We start from the raw sequence: 19,942 nt of genomic DNA on the forward strand, positions 1-19,942 counted from the left end.
ACCGTGCGCGCCATGCCCTGGCTGCCCGAGGGGTGGGACCACCCCCTCCGCGTCGACCTGCCCACCGGCGAGCACCTGCGCCCGATGAGCGACGCCGACACCGACATCGACCACCCGGCGGTGATGGGCTCGCGCAAGCGGCTGTGGGCCCTCTACGGCGAGGCGTGGGGCTGGCCGCCGGAGACCATGACCGTCGAGCAGGACCGCGAGGACCTCGCCCGGCACGCGCGCGAGATCGCCGCGCACGAGAGCTTCCTGTACGGGCTGTTCCCCGACGACGAGTCGGAGCTGCTGGGCTGCGTCTACGTCGACCCGCCGGAGAAGGCCGGCGACGCCGACGCCGAGGTGTCGTGGTGGGTGGTGGACCGGCTGGTCGGCAGCGACACCGAGCGCGCGCTCGACGAACTCGTGCCGGCGTGGCTGGCCCGCGACTGGCCGCTGCGCGCCCCGCGCTACGTCGGCCGCGACCTCACCTGGGCGGAGTGGATCGCCCTGCCCGACCGCGACTGAACCGTCGGCCGGCCCGCGCCGTGGAGCGGGGTGAGCCCGAGCGAGGGAGGCGCCCGTGAGGGGAGGCCGGGGGAGCCGGATCCGCGGCCCCACCGCCGACGAGGAGGCCGACCTGCGCCGGCTGTGGGACGAGCACGCCGGCCCGCTGCTGGCGTTCGTGCTCCGGCTGACCGGCGGTGACCGCGGCCGGGCGGAGGACGTCGTCCAGGAGACCCTCCTGCAGGCCTGGCGGCACCCCGAGGTGCTCGACCCCGCCCGTGGCCCGGCGCGGCCCTGGCTGCTCACCGTGGCCCGCCGGGTGGCGATCGACCACTACCGGGCGCGGCGGGCGCGGCCCTCGGAGGTGGGCGACGAGGATCTGGCCGAGCTGCCGGTCGGGGACGGCATCGACGAGGCGCTGGAGCGCTGGCTGGTCGCGGACGCGCTGGCCTCGCTGGCGCCGCTGCACCGGGAGGCGCTGCTGCACACCTACTACGCGGGTCGTACCGTCTCCGAAGCGGCGACCGCCCTCGGCATCCCGGTGGGGACGGTGAAGTCGCGGGTCTTCTACGGCCTGCGGGCGCTGCGGCTGGCCCTCGAGGAACGGGGGGTGACGGCGTGAGGTGCGACCACGAGCAGTCGGTCGGGGCCTACGTCCTCGACGCCCTCGAACTGGACGAGCAGCTGCGCATGGCGCAGCACGTGCAGGAGTGCCCGGTGTGCGGTCCGGCCGCTCGCGAGCTCGAGGGGCTGCCCCGGCTGCTGGCCGGCGTGCAGGAACCCGGTGAGCCACCCCCGGCGCTGGCGCCCAGCGAGGCGGCCTACGAGCGGCTGCGCCGCATCGTCGCGGCCGAGGCGGCGTCGGGGCCGGGGGGCGGCCGGCGGTGGCTGTGGGCGGCCGTGGCGGCCGTTCTCCTCCTCCTGGGCGGGGGGACGGCGGCCGTCGTCCTCGCCTCGCCGCAGGAGCCGGCGGTGGCCTCGGCGCAGGACGGCGGGCTGTGGGCGTCGACGACGTACGAGGAGGCCGGCGGCGGCACCCGGTACGAGCTCGAGGTCGGCGGGCTGTCGCCGGGGCAGACGTGCGAGTTCGCCGTCGTCGACGACGCGGGGCAGGTGAGGCCGATCGCCGACTGGACGGTGACCCACTCCGGCGCGCACAGCTGGGACGGCTGGTTCGACGTCGAACCGGCCCACCTCGTCCTCTTCCTGCTCCGGGACGGCGCCGGGGAGACCCTGCTCCGGATGCCCGCCTGACGCGCACCCACCGCCCGGCGACCGGCCCCGGCGGCGCCGGGCCGCCGGGGGCTCAGCGCCACTGCGGCGGGCTGGTGCGCCGCCGCGGGGCGCCGTCCCACTCCGCCAGGGGCGCGCTCTGCCACCACCAGTCCGCGCCCGCCGGCGGGACGTCGCCGAGCGGCGCGCGGCCCGTCGCCTGCAGCAGCCGCGCCCAGCCCTCGCCCGGCGGGGTCCACGGCAGCACGCGGTCGACCACGGCGGCGGCCAGCTCCGCCAGGACGGCGTCGTCGGGGTCCGGCCCGCACGCCTCCCGCGTGTGCACCAGCAGCTCGGTGCAGGCCATCCCCACCCAGCCGGTGCGGTCGGCGGAGCCCGAGGGGTGGAAGGCGCGCTCGCCGTCGGCCATGCCGTCGAGCAGCCGGGCGAGCTTGTCCGCCGAGAGGGCGAGCTGGGCGGCCAGCTCCGCGCGGCCGGCCCCGGGGTCGCCGTCCCGCGGCGGGGCGAGCCGCGAGGTGGCGCGCGTGCCGACGTACGCCGCGTAGAGCTCCATCGTGTCGACGAGGTGGTCGAGCGTGCGCCGGGCCGTCCAGTCGGGGGCCGGCCGCTCGAAGTCGGCCTCGGGCAGCAGCGCGAAGCGGCGCCCGGCCCAGGCCGCGGCGGTGCGCAGGTCGTCGGGGGTCAGCACGCCTCAGCCCGGGCCCACCGTGTCGGCGCGGCGCAGCGCCCCCGCCTGCGCGCGGTAGCGGGCGGCGGTGCGCACCAGGTGCTCGCAGACCGCCTGGCACAGCCACGCGGCGGGGCCGGCGGCCGCCACGAGCGGTGCCGGCGGCTCGACCGCCAGCCCGCGGTCGCGGTCGAGCAGGCCGCTCGCCGCCGCGACGGCGGTCACGCAGGCGTCCTGCGGTGCCCACCCCTCGCCCGGGCGGCCCGGGTCGCGGGCCAGGTCGTCGTCCCGGCCCGGCGCCTCGTACCGGTCCCGGCGCAAGCGCAGCCGGCGCCGGTGCCACCGGCCCGAGGCCTCGCCGGCCGCCACCAGGTCGCGCAGGCCGATCCGCCGCTCGTCGAGCCAGTCGTCCAGCGACCGCTCGGGTTCGACGCCGATCGCGGCGAGCAGCCGGTCGGCCGGGGGGAACCCGGTGGGGGTCCCGTCGACGACGACGCTGTCGGGCGTGTGTTCGAGCCGGCCGGCGAGCGCGAGGTCGAGCAGCAGCCCGGCGCGGACGGCGGGACCGCAGATGGCCCAGTCCGCCACCCGGCCGCGGCGGTCGAGGCACAGCGCGGCCACGCGGGCGGCGACCCCGCCGCTGAGCTGCCCGTCGTCCACGGCCGCAGGCTAGGGCAGGCGGTGATCACGCCGCACCTAGACTCGGCAGCCGTGTCCCGTGCCCCGCTGATCGCGCCGAGCCTGCTCTCGTCCGACTTCGCCCGCCTGGCGGAGGAGGCGCAGCGGGTCGCCGACGCCGACTGGCTGCACGTGGACGTCATGGACAACCACTTCGTCCCCAACCTGACCCTCGGGCTGCCGGTCGTGCAGGCGATCCAGAAGGTCAGCCCGGTGCCGCTGGACTGCCACCTCATGATCGAGGCGCCCGAGCGCTGGGCCCCGGGCTACGCCGAGGCGGGCGCCCGCAACGTGACCGTGCACGCCGAGGCGGTCACCGGCGACCCGCGGGCCGTCGCCCGGGACCTGCGGGCGGCGGGCGCGCTCGCGGGCCTGGCGATCAAGCCCGGCACGCCGCTGGACGACGTGCTCGACGTGCTGCCCGACTTCGACACCCTGCTGGTGATGACCGTCGAGCCAGGCTTCGGCGGCCAGGAGTTCAGGGCCGAGGTGCTGCCCAAGGTGCGCCGCGCCCGCGAGCTGGTGCGCAGCGGGCACCTGCAGCTGTTCGTCGAGGTCGACGGCGGCATCAACGCCGACACCGTCGAGCAGGCCGCCGAGGCCGGCGCCGACGTCTTCGTCGCCGGCTCCGCCGTCTACGGCGCCGAGGACCCGGCGAAGGCGATCGCCGCGCTGCGCGCGCGGGCGAGCGCGGCGTCCCGCGGCTGAGCGTGGAGATCTCGGCGGCCGAGCGGGCCGCGATGGCCCGGGCCCGGGAGCTGGGCGCCGGCGTGCTGGGCACCACGAGCCCGAACCCGCCGGTCGGCGCGGTCGTCCTCGACACCGGCGGCGCGGTCGTGGGGGAGGGGGCGACCGCCCCGCCCGGCGGCCCGCACGCCGAGGTGACGGCGCTGGCGCGGGCCGACGAGCGGGCGCGGGGCGGCACCGCTGTGGTCACCCTCGAGCCGTGCGCGCACACCGGCCGCACCGGCCCCTGCGCCGACGCCCTGCTGGCCGCCGGCATCGCCCGCGTCGTCGTCGCCGTCCCCGAGCCGACCGAGCTGGCCGTGGGCGGCGCGGCGCGGCTGCGCGCCGCCGGCGTCGACGTCGTGATGCCGGTCGAGCGGGCCGAGGCCGAGGACGGCGCGCTCGCCTCCTGGCTCACCGGCGTCCGCGAGCATCGGCCCCGGGTGGTGTGGAAGGTCGGCGCCACCCTCGACGGCCGCGTGGCCGCCGCCGACGGCACCAGCCGCTGGATCACCGGACCCGAGGCCCGCGCCGAGGTGCACCGCATCCGGGCCGGCTGCGACGCCGTCGTCGTGGGCGCCGGCACCGCGCTCACCGACGACCCGCAGCTGACCGTGCGCGACCGGTCCGGGCGCCCCACCGAGCGGCAGCCGCTGCGCGTGGTCGTGGACCGCCGCGGCCGGCTGCCGCGCACCGCGCGGGTCCTCGACGACGCCGCGCCCACGCTGGTGACCACCGCGGCGACCCCGCGCGCGGTGCTCGACGAGCTGTTCGCCCGCGACGTGCGGCGCGTGCTGCTCGAGGGCGGCCCCACGCTCGCCGCGGCGTTCCTCCGCGACGGGCTGGTCGACGAGGTCGTCGTCCACCTGGCGCCGGTGCTCCTGGGCGCCGGCCCCTCGCTGGTGGGCGACCTGGGAATCGGCACGCTGGCCGACGCGCTGTCCCTGGAGGTCGTCGACGTCACCCCACTGGGCGGGGACGTGCAACTGCGGCTGCGCCCCACCCGGCACACTGGGGACGGCGCGCGCGCGAACGGGAGGCAGTGACGTGTTCACCGGCATCGTCGAGGAGGTCGGCACCCTGCTGGTCCGCGAGGACCAGGCGGAGGCCGCCCGCCTGCTCATCCGGGGCCGCACGGTCCTGGAGGGCGTCGCGCTCGGCGACTCGATCGCGGTGAACGGCGTCTGCCTCACCGTCACCGACGTGCGGCCCGACGACGCCGACCCCGCGAGCGGGCAGTTCGTCTGGGGTACCGACGTCATGGCCGAGACGCTGTCCCGCAGCAGCCTCGGCGCGCTCACCGCCGGTGACCCGGTCAACCTCGAGCGGGCCGTCACGGCGCACACCCGCCTCGGCGGCCACCTGGTGCAGGGGCACGTCGACGGCGTCGGCGCCGTCGTCAGCCGCACCCCCAGCGAGCACTGGGAGGTCGTGCGGATCGCCCTGCCGCCGCAGCTCGCCCGCTACGTCGTCGAGAAGGGCTCGATCGCCGTCGACGGCGTGTCCCTCACCGTCAGCGCGGTCAGCTCCGCGACCGACCCCGAGCCCTGGTTCGAGGTCAGCCTCATCCCCACCACCCTGCGCGAGACCACGCTCGGCATCCGCGCCCCGGGGGACCCGGTCAACCTGGAGGTCGACGTGATCGCCAAGTACGTGGAACGACTGCTGGAGGGACGCCGGTGAGCGCGCCCGTCACGCGGCTCGACTCGATCGAGGACGCCCTCGCGGCGATCAAGAGCGGCAAGCCCGTCGTCGTCATCGACGACGAGGACCGCGAGAACGAGGGCGACCTGATCTTCGCCTCCGAGCTGGCCACCCCCGAGCTCGTGGCCTTCATGGTCCGCTACACGTCGGGCTACATCTGCGTGGCGCTCACCGAGGCCGACGCCGACCGGCTGGACCTGCCGCCGATGTTCCGGGTCAACCAGGACCGCCGCGGCACCGCCTACACCGTCACCGTCGACGCCCGCGAGGGCGTGAGCACCGGCATCTCCGCGTCCGACCGCGCGCACACGATCCGGCTGCTGGCCGACGCCTCCACCTCCTCGGCGGAGCTGTCGCGCCCGGGGCACATCGTGCCGCTGCGGGCCAAGGACGGCGGCGTGCTGCGCCGGCCGGGGCACACCGAGGCCGCCGTCGACCTCGCCGTCCTCGCCGGGCTGCGGCCCTCCGGCACGCTGTGCGAGCTGGTCAGCGAGAAGGACCCCACCGGCATGGCCCGCGGCGAGGAGCTGCGCGTCTTCGCCGACGAGCACGACCTGTGCCTGATCTCGATCGCCGACCTGATCGCCTACCGCAAGCGCTTCGACAAGCTCGTCGAGCGGGTCGCCGAGGCCACGGTGCCGCTGGCGCCGGGCACCTTCCGGGCCGTCGGCTACGCCAGCTCCTACGACGACCGCGAGCACGTTGCGTTCGTGATGGGCGACATCGGCGACGGCGAGGACGTGCTGGTGCGGGTGCACTCCGAGTGCCTCACCGGCGACGTGTTCGGCTCGCTGCGCTGCGACTGCGGCCCGCAGCTGCAGGCGGCGCTGGAGGCGGTGGCGCAGGAGGGCCGCGGCATCGTGCTCTACATCCGCGGGCACGAGGGCCGGGGGATCGGCCTGCTGCACAAGCTGCAGGCCTACCAGCTCCAGGACGCCGGGGTGGACACCGTCGACGCCAACCTCGACCTCGGCCTGCCCGCCGACGCCCGCGACTACGGCACCGGCGCGCAGATCCTGGTCGACCTCGGCGTGCACACGATGCGGCTGCTCACCAACAACCCCGCCAAGCGGGCCGGGCTGGAGGGCTACGGCCTCAAGATCGTCGGCCGGGTGCCGCTGCCCAGCCACGTCACGGAGCAGAACCTGGCCTACCTGCGCACCAAGCGCGACCGCATGGGGCACCTGCTCGACATCATCGAGCCCGAGACCGAGGCCGGCCCGGCCGACACCGTCCCCGGCACCGACGTGCCGCTCGGCCGGCGGGAGCAGCAGCTGTGAGCGGTCAGGGAGCACCCGAGGCGCGGCCGGTCGACGCCGCGGGGCTGACCCTCGGCGTCGTGGCCACCACCTGGCACGCCGAGATCACCGGCGCGCTGCTCGACCGCGCCCTGGCCGCGGCCGCGGCCTGCGGCGTCGCCGAGCCGACCGTCGTGCGCGTCCCCGGGGCGGTGGAGCTGCCCGTCGTCGCGCAGGCGCTGTGCGAACGGCACGACGCCGTCGTGGCCCTCGGCGTGGTCGTCCGCGGCGGCACCCCGCACTTCGAGTACGTCTGCGACGCGGTCACCGCCGGGCTGACCCGCGTGGCGCTCGACGCCGGCAAGCCGGTCGGCAACGGCGTCCTGACCACCAACGACGAGCAGCAGGCCCGCGACCGGGCCGGGCTGCCCGGCTCCGCCGAGGACAAGGGCTGGGAGGCCACCATCGCCGCGCTGCAGACCGCGCTCGTGCTCCGCGACCTGCGCACCCCGGCGCGGCCGACCGGCTTCCGGGTCACCCCGGCCGGGGACGGCCGCGCGTGAAGACCTTCGACGAGCTGTTCGCCGAGCTGGCCGGCAAGGTCGCCGCCGGGGACCCGGCTTCGGGCACCGTCGCCGCCGTCCGCGACGGCGTGCACGCCGCCGGCAAGAAGGTGGTCGAGGAGGCCGCCGAGTCGTGGATGGCCGCCGAGCACGAGTCGCTCGACCGGACCGCGGAGGAGATCAGCCAGCTCCTCTACCGGGTGCAGGTGCTCATGCTGGCGCGGGGGCTGACCCTGGCCGACGTCTACGCTCACCTCTGACGAAGGACCCCGCTGCCCCCACCGCTCGCAAGCTCGCGGCGGGCCCCTGCAGCGGGGCCGTTCCATTCCGTCCCTAAGGAGCCCTCCAGTGCTGCGCATCGCCGTGCCCAACAAGGGCGTCCTCAGCGAGCCCGCGGCGGAGATGCTCGCCGAGAGCGGCTACCGGCAGCGGCGCAGCACCAAGGACCTCGCCGTCTACGACCCCGAGAGCGACACCGAGTTCTTCTACCTGCGGCCACGCGACATCGCCGTCTACGTCGCCTCGGGCACGCTCGACGTCGGCATCACCGGCCGCGACATGCTCATGGAGACCGCGCCGCCGGACGGCGAGGGCCCCACCGCGGTGGAGGTCATGCCGCTGGGCTTCGGCCGCTCGTCGTTCCGCTTCGCCGTCCCGGTGGAGAGCGGCATCGAGAAGGTCGAGCAGCTGACCGGCAAGCGGATCGCCACGGCCTACCCGGTGCTGCTGCAGCGCTTCCTCGCCGCCGAGGGGATCGGCGCCGCCGTCGTCAAGCTCGACGGCGCGGTGGAGACCGCCTGCCGGCTCGGCGTGGCCGACGCCGTCTGCGACGTCGTCGAGACCGGGACGACGCTGCGCGCGGCCGGGCTGCAGACCATCGGCGAGCCGGTGCTCACCAGCGAGGCGATCCTGGTGCGCCGCGAGGGCGCCGAGGAGATCCCGGCCGTGGCCCAGCTGCGCCGGCGGCTGCGCGGTGTCCTGGTGGCCCGGCAGTACGTGATGCTCGACTACGACTGCCCCAACGACATCCTGGCGGAGGCCACCGCGATCACGCCGGGCCTGGAGGGGCCGACGGTCAGCCCGCTGCAGACGCCGGGCTGGTCGGCGGTGCGGGCCATGGTGCCGCAGGGCGACACCAACCGGGTGATGGACGAGCTGTGGGAGCTCGGCGCCCGCGCCATCCTCGTCACGAAGATCCACGCCTCCCGCATCTGAGGTGCGGCCGGCGACCACACCGCGCGGGTGATCGGTCCCGGAACGGCGACGGCCCCCCGGCCGCGGGGGTCGAGGGGCCGCGGCCGACGGGCTCAGCGGTTGCGAGCGGTGCGGTCCACGAGGTCGATCGCGGTGCACAGGCCCAGCGCCATCGCGCGGCCGCTGGTCGAGCCGGTGGCCAGCAGGCCGGCGATCGCCGGGCCCAGCGGCCGCTCGCCGACCAGCCCCTGCAGGACGGCGGCGTACTCGCCGCTGACCCGCCCCGCGGCGGCGTGCCGCAGCAGCGCCCGCGACAGGTCGGTGGTCCGGCCGGCGGCCAGCGAGTACACACCGGCGGCGAAGCGCTCGGCGGCCGGGTGACCGAGGAGCACCAGGCCGGCCATCGTGCCCGCCATGACGTCGTCGCCGGCCGGGGTCAGGCCCGGGCCGAGGCCGATCAGCCGGGCCGCGGTGCGCAGCGCCGCGTCGAGGTCGGCCCGGCGGACGGCGCCGCGCAGCGCGGCCAGCGGGCCGCCGGGGCCGGTGGGCAGGCCGGGGAGGGTGAAGGCGCTGTGCGGCACGCCCTCGCCGTAGAGCGCGTTGCGCAGCTGGCGCACGCCCTCGGGCAGCAGCGCCGGGCGGGGGTGCGGCAGCCGGGGCCGGGGGTCCCACCAGGCGGCCGCGCTGACGGCCAGGTCGCCCACGACGATCCGCCCGCCGCCCACCTCGGCCGGCGCCCCGGTGGGCAGCGCGACCAGGGGCCGGCCGTTGCTCGGGCGGAAGAGCACGCAGCCCAGCGGCAGCCGGGCGGCGTCGCTGGTGAGCACGCCGACGACGTCGCCGCCGCGATCGGTCTGCACCTGCAGGTAGACGGCCGCCGGGAGGCTCATCAGCACGCGGGCGGGGCGCACCGGGCCGCGCAGCAGCTCGGCGACGCCGGTGCTCGCGGAGGCCGGGACGGCGGTGGCGGCGCGGGCGGGGACGGCGGTGCGGGCGGCGGCCTGGGCGGACTCGCGGGGGAGGGGGATCAGGGGGACGCCGGCGCGGGCGGCGCGTCCGCGGGGCGGCGCCTCCGACTGCGCGCGGCGGCCACCGGGGCCTGGGAGATCGTCGATGGTGCGCATGGCGGCCCTTCCGGCGGAGACGTCGACGGAGGCACCGTGCTGTCGGCCCCCGCCCCGGCTCGCCGCACCCCGACGGAAGGGGTGGCTCTCACCACTCCGGGTGACGGCCTACCATCCAGCGGGTTGCGGTGAGCCAGGTCTCGAACCTATGCGGCGCGTCGCGCGGCCACGTATGGCGGATCTCGCCAAGAATGGCAGGAGGCGACCGGGCACTCCTGACAGCAACGCGGGATGTGGCAGTCTGGTTGGCAACTGAAGGGGGATGACCCGTGACTCAGGGTGATTCGTCACTCGCGGCTGCCACGCAGCGTAGTGCTTCCAGTGCATTCCGTCGCAACCAGCAGGCCGCGCGCGCCACCTTCCCACAGCCGTTCACCGAGCGCACCTCCTGGCACGACCGGATGGTGCTCACGCTGGCCGAGGCGCTGCGGCTGCCCGCGCTGACCGGGGCCGCGGTGGTGGCGGGCGCCGAGGGGCTGGACCGCACGGTGCGGCACATGGTGGTCGACGACCCCGCCGACCCGCTGGCCGTCGCCGCCCCGGACGTCGTCGTCGTCCTCGGCGCCCGGCTGCCCCCGGCCGACCCGGCGAACTGCCGGGCGCTGGTCGAGCGGCTGGTCTCCATGGGCACCGCCGCGCTCGCCTTCCGCCGGGCCGAGGGCCCGCCGCCGGTGCCCGGCGAGGTGCTGGCCGAGGCCGACCGCCGCGGCTTCCCGGTGCTGGCGCTGCCGGCGAGCGTGCGCATGGACGAGGTCCTCTCCGAGGTCCTCGGCGCGGTGGTCAGCAAGCAGAGCGAGGCGCTGTCGCTGACCTCGCGGATGCACAACCAGTTCATCGACGTCGCGCTGACCGGCGGCGGGCTGGCGGAGGTGACCGACCAGCTCTCCGGCTTCCTGGAGGGCGCCGCCGTCCTGGGCCTGGGTCCCGACCGCGAGATCGTCACCAGCGCCGGCCCGCCCGAGGACGTCGCCGAGATCAGCGACTGGCTCTGGCTGCTCGACGCCGCCGCCGACGACGCGCTGGCCGAGCTGGCCCCGGCGCGCCGGCTCTCCGGCGTGCGCGCCGACCAGAGCGTCGTCACCCCGGCCGACGTGCTGGCCGACGCCGACCTGAACCCGGCCGACGGCATCCTGCTCGTGCCCGGGCACCACGAGCTGCCCGGCGGGGTGGGCGAGTACGCCGTCGCCCCGGTCATGGCCGGCGACCAGCGGCACGGCTGGCTGGTCGCGGTGCACCGCACCGGGCCGCTGATGGTCGGCGCCGGGGGCGTGCTCGAGCAGGCCGCGATGGTGTCGGCGCTGTCGGTCATCCGCCAGCAGGCCGTGCACTCGGTGGAGCTGCGCTTCCAGGGCGACCTGGTGCGCCGGCTGGTCGGCGGCTCGCTGCGGCACACCGAGCGGGCGCTGGCGCAGACCCGGTCCTTCGGCTGGCGGCTCGACGGGCCCGTCGTCGTCCTGGTCTCGGCCACCGAGACCGTCGCCGACCCGCAGGCCGACCCCACCCGCGCGCTCGACGTCCTCGACCGGCTGGCCGACGGGTGGCGGGCCGCGCTCGAGGGCGAGGTCGCCGGCGCCGCCGTCGCGGGGCTGTCGACCGAGATCGTCACGGTGCTGCCGCTCGACGGGCGCAGCCCGGAGGACATCTCCTCGCTCGTCTCGGCGGTGACCTCGCGGGTGAACGCCCGGCTGCGCCGGGTCGGCCGCGTGCTGGGCACCGGCATCGGCCGGCCGGCGGCGAACATCACCGGCCTCGGCGACGCCTACCAGCAGGCGCAGCGGGCGCTGTCGGTCGGCCAGGAGATCCACGGGGTCTCGGCGGTCACGCACTTCGACCAGCTCGGGGTCTTCCGGCTGCTCTCGCTCATCCCCGACAGCACCGAGCTGCGCTCCTACGTCGACGAGGTGCTCGGCCCCCTGGCCGACAGCGGCGACCCCGACTCCGCCGACCTGCGCGAGACGCTGCGGGTGCTGCTGGAGACCAACCTCAACGTGGCGGAGTCGGCCCGGCGGCTGCACTTCCACTACAACACGATGCGGTACCGGATCGGGAAGCTGGAGCGGCTGCTCGGGCCCTTCACCACCGACCCGACGCTGCGGCTGAACCTGCTGCTGGCACTGCACGCCGCCCGCATGCGCGGGCTGGACCAGCCGCACCGGCCGCCGATCGAGTCGGTGCCGGCGGCGGTCATGCCGGACGACGGGCTCGACGCGCTGATCTGAGGCGCGGAGGAGGGCGCATGAGCGAACAGGTGGACGCGCTCATCGCGCGCATGTCTGCGCTGCTGGCCGAGCTCACGGCCGGCCGCGACCCGGCGCGGTTCTTCCTCGGCACGTACCTGCGCGTCACCGAGGCGGTCCGGGCCGCGCTGGACGACGGCCGGTTCGAGGACCCGGCCTGGCTGGCCGAGTGGGACACCGACTTCGCCGGCTTCTACCTCGACGCGCTCGAGGCCCACCGCCGCGACCCGGCCTCCCCGCCGGCCCCCTGGCGGCTGGCCTTCGGCGCCCGGGCGCAGCTGCGGCCGGAGGCGCACGTGCTCCTCGGCGTCAACGCGCACATCAACAACGACCTGCCGCAGTCGCTGGCGCGGGTGATCCCCCCGGCCCACTTCGGCGACCCCGCCGTCCTGGCCCGGCGGGAGCGCGACCACCGGCGGATCGACGGCGTGCTGGCCTCCCGCGTGGGCGCCGAGGACCTCGAGCTGCGCCGGGCCGGTGACCCGCGCACGTGGTTGGACCACCTGCTCACCCCGGTGAACCGCCTGGCCACCCGGCTGTTCCTGACCGAGGCCCGGCAGAAGGTGTGGGCCAACGCCGTCGCGCTCGACCGGGCACGGGCCGAGGGCGACGACGCGTACCGGCGGCGGGTCGCGGAGCTCGAGCGCCTCAGCGCCGCGCGCGTGGCCGACCTCCTGCGGCCGGGGCCGGTGCTGGTGCGCCTGGCCGTGCACGGCTTCGGCGTCACCCTGCCGCCCGGCTGACCGGGCGCCTCGGGCAGGCTGGCGGCATGACCGACCCCGCCCGCCCCCTGTCCGGCACGGTCGCGCTGGTCACCGGCGCCTCGTCCGGGATCGGCGAGGCCACCGCCGTCGCGCTCGCCGACGCCGGGGCCGCCGTCGCGATCGGCGCCCGCCGCCGGGACCGGCTGGACGGCCTCGCCGCGCGCCTGGCCGACCGCGGCGCCCGCGTGCTGCCCCTCGACCTCGACGTCACCGACGAGCAGGCCTGCCGCGACGCCGTGGCGGCCACCCGGGCCGAGCTCGGCGGGCTCGACGTCCTGGTCAACAACGCCGGGGTGATGCTGCTCGGCACCATCGTCGGCGCCGACCCCGAGGACTGGCGCCGGATGATCTCCACCAACGTGATGGGCGTCCTCTACATGACCGCGGCGGCGATCGAGGGGATGGTCGAGCAGGGCTCCGGCGACGTCGTGAACGTCTCCAGCGTCGCCGGCCGCACCGCCCGCAAGGGGGCCGGCGTCTACAACGCCAGCAAGTGGGCGGTCAACGCCTTCAGCGAGTCGCTGCGGCAGGAGGTGACCGCGCGCGGCGTGCGGGTGTCGCTGGTCGAGCCGGGCGCGGTCGACACCGAGCTGCGCACGCACATCACCCAGCCCGGGGCCCGCGCCGACTCGGAGCGGTACGCCGAGGGCATGCGCCAGCTGCTCGCCGAGGACGTCGCCCGCGCCGTGCTGTACGTGGTCACCCAGCCGCCGCACGTGGCGGTGAACGAGGTGCTGGTGCGGCCCACCGACCAGGAGCGGTAGCGGCTCAGTCCACCGGCGGGACGGGGGTGCGGACGGCGTAGAGGACGTCGTCGCGCTCGTGCACGAAGCCGAGGCGCGCGGCGACCGCCCGGCTGGCCAGGTTGTCGGGGCTGGTCGTCCACGTGGGCCGGCGCCCCCGGGCGCGGATGTCGCCGACCAGCGCCGCGACGCAGGCCCGCGACAGCCCGCGGCCGCGGGAGCCGCGCTCGGTCACCACGCCGATGTCCTCGTGGCGCTGCCCGACGAAGAAGGAGCAGGCCACCGCCACCGGCCGCGCGCCGTCGAAGGCGGCCCACGCGTGCCCGGAGGCGGCCAGGCCGGCGGCGCCGTCCCACGTCTCGCCGATCCAGGCGATCGACGGGTCCAGCCCCTCCAGCGCCGCCGCGTCCCCGGCCCCCAGGCGGCGGACCGCGGCCGCCGGCGCGGGCACGCCGACCGACTCCGGCAGGACGGCGACGAGCCGGTCCCAGACGACGAGGCCGGGGTCGACCTCGCGCAGCACCGGCAACCACTCCGGCGGCGCCTCCACCAGCCCCCGCAGCTTGGGCAGCACCCGGGGCAGGCCGCGGACCGCGACGTTGTCGCCCGGCAGCTCGGCCAGCGCGGTGGACGGCCCGGGCCAGCGGTCGGCGGCGCAGCGGCCCACGCCGGAACAGAGCACGTGCTGGTGGATCAGCGGGCCGGGGCGCTCGGGCGCGAAGAACCCCGCCACCGCACCGGCGTCCACCACGATCATCGCCGCGAGGCTATCCGGCCCACCCGGGTCTCCGTACACTCCTCGGTCACCACGCCGCTGCGTACCCGCGGGAGGTGGGCCGGTGGTCGGACCGCCCCCCGGCGCGGCCGAGGGCGCCAGGCTGATCCCGACACCGGACCAGCGGCTGCGCGTCTTCGTGTCGTCGACGATGGTCGAGCTGGCCGAGGAGCGGATCGCCGTCCGGGAGGCGGTGAGCCGGCTGCGGCTGATCCCCGTGCTGTTCGAGCTGGGCGCCCGCACCCACCCGCCGCGCAACCTGTACCGCTCCTACCTGGCCCAGAGCGACGTCTTCGTCGGCATCTACGGGGAGCGCTACGGCTGGGTGGCCCCCGGGATGGAGATCTCCGGGCTGGAGGACGAGTACGAGCTGTCGGCCGGCATGCCCCGGCTGCTCTACGTGCGGCGCTCGGCGCCCGGCCGCGAGCCGCGGCTGCAGGAGCTCATCGACCGCATGCAGGCCGAGGGCGACACCTCCACCACGTTCTACGACGACGCCGCCCAGCTCGGCGACCTCGTGTCCGACGACCTCGCCGTCCTGCTCTCCGAGCGGTTCGCCCGGCCGCGCCCGCCGCCGGGGCTGGCCCCCGCCTGGCTGCCGACGCCGGCCGCGCCGCTGGTCGGCCGGCACGACGAGCTGGCGCTGGTCACCGGCCTGCTGCGCGACCCCACCGTCCGGCTGGTCACGCTGACCGGCCCCGGGGGCACGGGGAAGACGCGGCTGGCGCTCGAGGCCGCCGAGGTGCTCACCGCCGAGCGGGACGCCGTCTGGTGGGTGGACCTGTCGCCGGTCCGGGACGCCGCCGAGGTCCCGGGCGCGGTCGCGGCGGCGGTGGGCGTGCCGGCCGAGGGCGTCCGCTCGGCCCTGGACCTGGTCGCCGACCGGCTGGCGGGGCGGGCCGTGCTGCTCGTCGTCGACAACGCCGAGCACGTCGCCGGGGCGGCGCCCGAGCTCGGCCGCCTGCTCAGCCGGTGCCCGCGGACGCAGCTGCTGGTGACCAGCCGCAGCCTGCTGGGCCTGCGCGGCGAGCACGACGTCCCGCTCGGCCCGCTGCCCGTGCCGGCCGCCGGCGAGCGGCGGTACGAGGCGGTGACGGCGGCGCCGGCCGTGCAGCTGTTCTCCGCCCGGGCACGCCGCGCCGACCCGTCGTTCACGGTCACCGAGACGACCGCCCCGGCGGTGGCCGAGGTCGTCCGCCGGCTCGACGGGCTGCCCCTGGCCCTGGAGCTGGCCGCCGCGCGGGTGCGCACGATGCCGCCCGCGGTGCTGCTGCGCCGGCTGTCGGCCGCGCTGGACCCGGTCCTCGACCTCCCCGACCCGGAGGTGGACGTGCCGGACCGCCAGCGCACGCTGCGCGCCACCCTCGTCTGGAGCCACGAGCTGCTCGGCGGGCCGGAGCGGGCGCTGCTGGCCCGGCTGTCGGTCTGCACCGGCGGGTGCACCCTCGACACCGCCGAGGCCATCGGCGCGCTCGGCGGCGACCTCGACGTCGCCGAGACCCTGGCCGAGCTGGTCGCGCACAGCCTGGTGGCCGCCACGGACACCGGGGAGGGGGAGCCGCGGTTCCGCATGCTGGGGCTGGTCCGCGTCTTCGCCGCGCAGCAGCTGCGCGACCGCGGCGAGGAGGAGGCGGTCCGCCGGCGGCTGGCCGAGCACCTCGCCCGGGTGAGCACGTCGGCCGGAGCGGGGCTGCTCGGCCCGGAGCGCCGGCTGTGGCGGGCCCGGCTCGACGCCGAGACCGCCGACCTGCTCGCGGCGCTGCGCTGGGCGGTGGCGCACGACCGCGCCGACCTCGTCCTGCGGATCGCCGCGCCGCTGACCCGCTGGTGGTGGTCGCGCGGGCTGGTCGGCCCGCTCGCCGAGATCGCCGAGCAGACGGCCGCGCTGCCCTCGGCCGGCCTGCTCCCGCCCGGGGAGCGGGCACGGCTGCACTGGGCCCGCGGCCTCGCGCGGATCGCCGGCGGGCGCGGCGAGGAGGCCGCGCCGCTGCTCGCCGCCGTCGTCGCCGACGCCCGGGAGCGGCGGGACCCCTGGCTGCTGGGGCACGGGCTGGTCGGCGTGGCCGGCACGCGGGCACCGGAGGACCCGCGGCTGCCCGAGCTGCTCGCCGAGGCCGTCGACGCGCTGCGCCGCAGCGGCGACGGCTGGTCGGTGGCCTACGCGCTGGTGCCCCTCGGCGAGGCCGCGCTGCAGGCCGGGGACCTGCCGGCGGCCGGGCGGGCGCACGAGGAGGCCCTCGCGCTGGCCCGGGCCACCGGTGACGAGCACCTGGTGGCCACCGTCCTCGACCACCTGGGGGCCGACGCGGTGCTCGCCGGCGACCTGGTGCGGGCCCGCGAACGGCTGTTCACCGCGGCCGAGCTGCACCGCCAGGTCCGCGACCAGGAGGGGCTGGCCAACTGCCTGGACGGGCTGGCCGGGCTCGTCCTCGCCCTCGGTCTGCCCCGCGCGGCGGCCCGCCTGGCCGGTGCCGCCGACGCCGCCCGGGCGGCGATCGGCGTGACGATGTGGCCGCTGCGGCGCTCGCGCGTCGACCGGCTCGCCGCGGCGATCCGGCTCGCCCTCGGCGAGGACGACGAGCCGCGGGAGCGGGCCGCCGGCGCGGCCGCCGGTCCGTGGGCCGCGCTGGACGCCGGGCTGGCCGCCGTCGAGGCCGCCGAGGACGTCGCCGGGGGCCACCCCGGGGACGCCGCCGGGGACACCGCCGCCCCGCACGTGCCCGGGGACCCCCGGTCCGGCCCGGCTCCCGCCCGCCGTGCCGGCGGCCCACCGATCGTGGAGGAGGCGTCATGAGCAAGCCGGCCCTGCTGGCCGTCGACGACGACGGCCCGGTGCTGTCCGCCGTCGAACGCGACCTGCGGGAGCGCTACGCCGAGCGCTACCAGATCTACACGGCGGCCTCGGGGGAGCAGGCGCTGGACCTGCTGCGCCGGCTGCGGCTGCGCGAGGACCCGGTGGCCCTGCTGCTGGTCGACCAGCGCATGCCGGGGATGAGCGGCGTGGAGCTGCTGGCGGCCGCCCGGCGGCTCTACCCCGACGCCCGGCGGGTGCTGCTCACCGCCTACGCCGACACCGACGCGGCGATCAAGGCGATCAACGACGCGGACGTGCAGCACTACCTGCTCAAGCCCTGGGACCCGCCGGAGGACCGGCTCTACCCGGTGCTCGACGACCTGCTGCAGACGTGGCGGCAGCCCCCGCCCGTGGCCAACCTGCGGGTGATCGGCGACCGGTGGTCGCCGGCGACCCACGAGGTGCGCGAGTTCCTCGCCCGCAACCTGGTGCCCTACCGGTGGCTGGACGTGGAGACCGACCCCTCGGCGCGGGAGCTGCTCGAGGTGGCGCAGGTCGACGCGGGGGCGCTGCCCGCGGTGGTGCTCGACGACGGCGAGGTGCTGGTCCACCCCGACCTGCACGAGGTCGCCGCGCGGATCGGCCTGCGGGTGCGCGCGGAGCGGGCGGCCTACGACCTGGTGGTGGTCGGCGCCGGCCCGGCGGGGCTGGCCGCGGGGGTGTACGGCGCGTCGGAGGGCCTGTCCACGCTGATCCTCGAGTGCAACGCCCCCGGCGGGCAGGCGGGCACGAGCAGCCGGATCGAGAACTACCTCGGCTTCCCGGTCGGGCTCTCCGGGGCGGACCTCACGCTGCGGGCGCGCGAGCAGGCGGTGCGCTTCGGCGCCGAGCTGCTCGTGCCGGCCGAGGTGGTGGGCCTGCGGCGGGTCGACCCGTACACCGTCGTCCGGCTCGCCGACGGCAGCGAGGTGAGCGCCTCCACCCTGCTGGTCGCCACCGGCGTCAAGTACCGCACCCTGGACGTGCCCGGCACGGCCGCGCTCACCGGCGTCGGCGTCTACTACGGCGCGGGCCGGGCCGAGGGCGTCGACCACGAGGGCGGGCGGGTCTTCGTGGTGGGCGGCGGCAACTCCGCGGGGCAGGCGGCGCTCTTCCTCTCCCAGTTCGCCGCCTCGGTCACCGTGCTGATCCGCGGCAGCGACCTGACGGCGACCATGTCGCGCTACCTCATCGACCGGCTGGAGGCCTCGGAGAAGATCACCGTCGAGAGCCACACCGAGGTCGCCGGCGCGCTGGGGTCGCGGCGGCTGGAGGGCCTGCGCCTGCGGACCGGGACCGACGAGCGCGAGGTGGCCGCCGACGCGCTGTTCGTCTTCATCGGCCAGGCCCCCCGCACCGCCTGGCTGGACGGCGTCGTCCGCCGCGACGAGCGGGGCTTCGTGCTCACCGGCATGGACCTCGGGGCGTCGCCGGAGGACTGGCCGCTGGCGCTGCCACCGCTGCCGCTCGAGACGTCGGTGCCGGGCGTGTTCGCCGCCGGCGACGTCCGGCACGGGTCGGGCAACCGGATCGCCGCGGCGGTGGGGGAGGGGGCCATGGCGGTCCGCTTCGCGCACCAGCGGCTGGCCACCCGGTGACCCCGCGGTGACCCCCCGGTGACCTCGGCCCCGGACCGCGACGTGCGGGCGGCGCTGCGCGGCTCGCGGCTGTTCGCCGAGCTGCCCGCCGAGGACCTCGACGACCTCGCGGCGACCAGCCGCACCGTCGAGGTCGCGCCCGGGGAGGTCGTCATGGCCGAGGGCTCGCCGCCCGAGGCCATGTACGTCGTCCTGGAGGGGGAGCTGGAGGTCAGCCGCGACGTCGGCGGGTCCGAGGTGCTGCTCAACGTCTGCGGGCCGGGCGAGCTGCTCGGCGAGCTCGGCATCGCCCACCGCCGGCCCCGCTCGGCCACCGTGCGGGCCCGCACCCGCAGCACGCTCCAGCGCATCGGCGCCGAGGCCCTGGACAAGCTGCTCACCCACCCCGAGTCGGCGCGCGCCCTGCTCCTGGCCGCCACCCGGCGGCTGGACCGGGAGGAGGGCCTGGTGCGCCAGCACGAGCGGATGGCGGCCCTCGGCGCGCTGTCGGCGGGGCTGCTGCACGAGCTGAACAACCCGGCGAGCGCGGTGCAGCGCGGCGCCGCCCGGCTGCGCACGCTGCTGGCCCCGCAGGACGGGGCGGCCAACCCCCTGCGGCCGCTCGCCGGCACCGTGCCCGTGCCGGCGGACCCCCTCGCCCGAGCCGACGCCGAGCGGCTGCTCACCGACGTGCTCGCCGCGGCGGGGGTGGAGCGGGGCTGGGAGGCGGCGGCGGAGCTGGTCCGGCTGGGCGTCGAGCCGGGGGCGCTGGGCCGGGCGCTGGCGGAGCTGCCCGCCGGGCAGCGCACCGCGGCGGTCCGGGAGGTCGCCCGCGACGGCGAGGTCGGCGCGCTGCTCGAGGAGATCTCCGCCGGCGCCGAGCAGCTCTCCCGGATCGTCTCCGGGGTGCGCCCGCTGGCGTACTCCTCCGACCAGTCGCTCACCGACGTCGACGTGCACGCGAGCCTGCGGCAGGCGCTGGTCCTGCTGCGGCACAAGGTGCCGCCCGGCGTGCGGGTGGTCGAGGACCTCGACCCGCGGCCGCAGACGGTCCAGGGCTGGCCGGCCGACCTGGCGCTGGTGTGGACCAACCTGCTCGACAACGCGCTGGCCGCGGTCGAGCGGGACGGCACGGTCACGGTGCGCACCCGCGGGGAGGACGCCGCCGTCGTCGTCGACGTCGACAACACCGGCCCGACGGTGCCGCCGGAGGTCCTGGCGCGGGCGTTCGACGCGTTCTTCACGACCAAGCCGGTCGGCCAGGGCACCGGGCTGGGCCTGGCGACGTCGCTGGCGGTGGTCGCCCAGAAGCACGGCGGCCGGCTGACGCTGACCTCCGAGGGCGGCGTCACCCGGGCCCGCGTCGTCCTCCCCCGGCGCCGCTGAGCCGGGCGCCG

Annotated in this window: 20 protein-coding genes; 16 read left to right on the top strand and 4 right to left on the bottom strand. The window is 77.2% G+C overall.

Annotated elements, in window-relative coordinates; genetic code table 11:
* Nucleotides 1-12 precede the first annotated feature (12 nt).
* Genes ACI78S_RS15435 through ACI78S_RS15445 form a run of 3 tightly spaced genes read left to right on the top strand, consistent with a single transcriptional unit; the run spans nt 13 to nt 1,743 of the window.
* Nucleotides 13-510 carry a hypothetical protein gene (locus ACI78S_RS15435; protein ID WP_456974810.1) on the top strand — a complete coding sequence of 166 codons (498 nt, stop codon included), beginning with the start codon at nt 13-15 and terminating at the stop codon, nt 508-510.
* A 55-nt stretch (nt 511-565) separates the two neighbouring features.
* Entirely contained in the window at nt 566-1,111 is a 546-nt protein-coding gene (locus ACI78S_RS15440) for a sigma-70 family RNA polymerase sigma factor (RefSeq protein ID WP_456974812.1), read from the top strand.
* Nucleotides 1,108-1,743 carry a hypothetical protein gene (locus ACI78S_RS15445; RefSeq protein ID WP_456974814.1) on the top strand — a complete coding sequence of 212 codons (636 nt, stop codon included), beginning with the start codon at nt 1,108-1,110 and terminating at the stop codon, nt 1,741-1,743. Before ACI78S_RS15440 ends, ACI78S_RS15445 begins: the two co-directional genes overlap by 4 nt.
* A gap of 52 nt (nt 1,744-1,795) precedes the next feature.
* Here ACI78S_RS15445 and ACI78S_RS15450 read toward each other — a convergent pair whose 3' ends face one another.
* The gene (locus ACI78S_RS15450) at nt 1,796-2,410 is read right to left on the bottom strand and encodes a DinB family protein (RefSeq protein ID WP_456974816.1); all 615 of its coding nucleotides are present in this window, start codon (nt 2,408-2,410) and stop codon (nt 1,796-1,798) included.
* Between the two features lie 3 nt (nt 2,411-2,413).
* Complete coding sequence (locus ACI78S_RS15455; RefSeq protein WP_456974819.1) at nt 2,414-3,049, bottom strand: GPP34 family phosphoprotein; 636 nt, start codon at nt 3,047-3,049, stop codon at nt 2,414-2,416.
* A 51-nt stretch (nt 3,050-3,100) separates the two neighbouring features.
* Between ACI78S_RS15455 and rpe the strand changes: the two genes are divergently transcribed.
* The 7 genes from rpe to hisG all read left to right on the top strand — a co-directional run bounded on the left by rpe (nt 3,101) and on the right by hisG (nt 8,513).
* On the top strand, nt 3,101-3,775 hold the full coding sequence (gene rpe / locus ACI78S_RS15460; RefSeq protein WP_456974821.1) for a ribulose-phosphate 3-epimerase: 675 nt from the start codon (nt 3,101-3,103) through the stop codon (nt 3,773-3,775).
* Between the two features lie 2 nt (nt 3,776-3,777).
* On the top strand, nt 3,778-4,839 hold the full coding sequence (ribD, locus tag ACI78S_RS15465; RefSeq protein WP_456974823.1) for a bifunctional diaminohydroxyphosphoribosylaminopyrimidine deaminase/5-amino-6-(5-phosphoribosylamino)uracil reductase RibD: 1,062 nt from the start codon (nt 3,778-3,780) through the stop codon (nt 4,837-4,839).
* Between the two features lies 1 nt (nt 4,840).
* Nucleotides 4,841-5,476: a riboflavin synthase gene (locus ACI78S_RS15470; protein ID WP_456974825.1), complete on the top strand. Its 636-nt coding sequence runs from the start codon at nt 4,841-4,843 to the stop codon at nt 5,474-5,476.
* Complete coding sequence (locus ACI78S_RS15475; RefSeq protein WP_456974827.1) at nt 5,473-6,777, top strand: bifunctional 3,4-dihydroxy-2-butanone-4-phosphate synthase/GTP cyclohydrolase II; 1,305 nt, start codon at nt 5,473-5,475, stop codon at nt 6,775-6,777. The genes ACI78S_RS15470 and ACI78S_RS15475 overlap by 4 nt, the downstream gene beginning before the upstream one ends.
* On the top strand, nt 6,774-7,298 hold the full coding sequence (ribH, locus tag ACI78S_RS15480) for a 6,7-dimethyl-8-ribityllumazine synthase (protein WP_456974829.1): 525 nt from the start codon (nt 6,774-6,776) through the stop codon (nt 7,296-7,298). The genes ACI78S_RS15475 and ribH overlap by 4 nt, the downstream gene beginning before the upstream one ends.
* Complete coding sequence (locus ACI78S_RS15485; RefSeq protein ID WP_456974831.1) at nt 7,295-7,558, top strand: phosphoribosyl-ATP diphosphatase; 264 nt, start codon at nt 7,295-7,297, stop codon at nt 7,556-7,558. Before ribH ends, ACI78S_RS15485 begins: the two co-directional genes overlap by 4 nt.
* 88 nt (nt 7,559-7,646) lie before the next feature.
* A complete protein-coding gene (gene hisG / locus ACI78S_RS15490) occupies nt 7,647-8,513 on the top strand; it encodes an ATP phosphoribosyltransferase (protein WP_456974833.1) in 867 nt (288 codons plus the stop codon).
* Nucleotides 8,514-8,605: 92 nt separating this feature from the next.
* On the opposite strand, the gene ACI78S_RS15495 is transcribed toward hisG, so the two are convergent.
* Nucleotides 8,606-9,616 (bottom strand): DUF2877 domain-containing protein, encoded by a 1,011-nt coding sequence (locus tag ACI78S_RS15495; protein WP_456974835.1) that lies wholly within the window; start codon nt 9,614-9,616, stop codon nt 8,606-8,608.
* 401 nt (nt 9,617-10,017) lie between these two features.
* Here ACI78S_RS15495 and ACI78S_RS15500 point away from each other — a divergent pair, with 401 nt between their 5' ends.
* The 3 genes from ACI78S_RS15500 to ACI78S_RS15510 are packed head-to-tail and all read left to right on the top strand — an operon-like array spanning nt 10,018 to nt 13,381.
* Nucleotides 10,018-11,835 carry a PucR family transcriptional regulator gene (locus ACI78S_RS15500; RefSeq protein WP_456974837.1) on the top strand — a complete coding sequence of 606 codons (1,818 nt, stop codon included), beginning with the start codon at nt 10,018-10,020 and terminating at the stop codon, nt 11,833-11,835.
* Between the two features lie 17 nt (nt 11,836-11,852).
* A complete protein-coding gene (locus ACI78S_RS15505) occupies nt 11,853-12,596 on the top strand; it encodes a DUF5995 family protein (RefSeq protein WP_456974839.1) in 744 nt (247 codons plus the stop codon).
* Nucleotides 12,597-12,622: 26 nt separating this feature from the next.
* The gene (locus tag ACI78S_RS15510; RefSeq protein WP_456974841.1) at nt 12,623-13,381 is read left to right on the top strand and encodes an SDR family NAD(P)-dependent oxidoreductase; all 759 of its coding nucleotides are present in this window, start codon (nt 12,623-12,625) and stop codon (nt 13,379-13,381) included.
* A 4-nt stretch (nt 13,382-13,385) separates the two neighbouring features.
* On the opposite strand, the gene ACI78S_RS15515 is transcribed toward ACI78S_RS15510, so the two are convergent.
* On the bottom strand, nt 13,386-14,117 hold the full coding sequence (locus ACI78S_RS15515) for a GNAT family N-acetyltransferase (protein WP_456974843.1): 732 nt from the start codon (nt 14,115-14,117) through the stop codon (nt 13,386-13,388).
* An 82-nt stretch (nt 14,118-14,199) separates the two neighbouring features.
* Here ACI78S_RS15515 and ACI78S_RS15520 point away from each other — a divergent pair, with 82 nt between their 5' ends.
* The 3 genes from ACI78S_RS15520 to ACI78S_RS15530 are packed head-to-tail and all read left to right on the top strand — an operon-like array spanning nt 14,200 to nt 19,931.
* Nucleotides 14,200-16,929 carry an ATP-binding protein gene (locus ACI78S_RS15520; RefSeq protein WP_456974845.1) on the top strand — a complete coding sequence of 910 codons (2,730 nt, stop codon included), beginning with the start codon at nt 14,200-14,202 and terminating at the stop codon, nt 16,927-16,929.
* Nucleotides 16,926-18,566, top strand: coding sequence for an FAD-dependent oxidoreductase (locus ACI78S_RS15525; protein ID WP_456974847.1), 1,641 nt, complete (start codon nt 16,926-16,928; stop codon nt 18,564-18,566). The genes ACI78S_RS15520 and ACI78S_RS15525 overlap by 4 nt, the downstream gene beginning before the upstream one ends.
* Nucleotides 18,567-18,584: 18 nt before the next feature.
* Nucleotides 18,585-19,931: a sensor histidine kinase gene (locus ACI78S_RS15530; RefSeq protein WP_456974849.1), complete on the top strand. Its 1,347-nt coding sequence runs from the start codon at nt 18,585-18,587 to the stop codon at nt 19,929-19,931.
* Nucleotides 19,932-19,942 lie beyond the last annotated feature (11 nt).

Source organism: Geodermatophilus sp. SYSU D00815, assembly GCF_054050035.1.